Source organism: Streptococcus suis (genome assembly GCF_002960445.1).
Lineage (GTDB): Bacteria > Bacillota > Bacilli > Lactobacillales > Streptococcaceae > Streptococcus > Streptococcus hyiners.
Window position 1 is genome coordinate 1 of the sequence record NZ_POJD01000130.1, and the last position, 636, is coordinate 636.

The window sequence follows — 636 nt, forward strand, 5'->3', positions numbered from 1 at the left end:
CAGAATATCGCACTGTTGTCTTCATGGACACAACTACTGGCTACAAGTTCCTTAGCGGTTCAACTAAGAAATCTAACGAAACAGTTGAATTCGAAGGTGAAACTTACCCATTGATCCGTGTGGAAATTTCATCAGACTCACACCCATTCTATACTGGACGTCAAAAGTTCACTCAAGCAGATGGACGTGTGGATCGCTTCAACAAAAAATACGGTCTCAAATAATCAGCGTTATAAAACCGTTAGAAACGTTGATTTTAAGCCATTCCCGTGCCGTGGGAATGGTTTTCTTTTTGAAATGGTAACGGAAATGGTAACGGCTGGGCGTTACATTCCCAAAAATTGGGCAAACTTTTCAGCCGTTTTTTCTTTTGTATTTTCCGTAACGTGAGCGTAAATATTCATAGTTGTTTTAATATCTTCATGCCCTAGTCTTTCTTGTACTTCCTTAATCGATGCCCCGGCTTCAAATAATAAACTGCAATGAGTATGGCGGAAACCGTGGGGCGTTATATAAGGCAAGTCATATTTTTTCAGAATACAACGCAGATTATAGTTTATATAATCAAAACTATGGGCGTTGCCTGTTTCTGCTGGAAAAACTAGGTCAGTTGGTTTCACGCGCTGGGGGAAGTTT

2 protein-coding genes are annotated in these 636 nt (G+C 40.3%); one reads left to right on the forward strand and one right to left on the reverse strand.

Annotated elements, in window-relative coordinates:
- A partial coding sequence (locus C1G53_RS03430) for a type B 50S ribosomal protein L31 (RefSeq protein ID WP_105117689.1) occupies nt 1-224 on the forward strand: 224 nt, incomplete at its 5' end.
- A 102-nt stretch (nt 225-326) separates the two neighbouring features.
- Here C1G53_RS03430 and C1G53_RS03435 read toward each other — a convergent pair.
- The coding region (locus C1G53_RS03435; protein ID WP_153046652.1) for a tyrosine-type recombinase/integrase at nt 327-636 on the reverse strand (310 nt) is incomplete at its 5' end.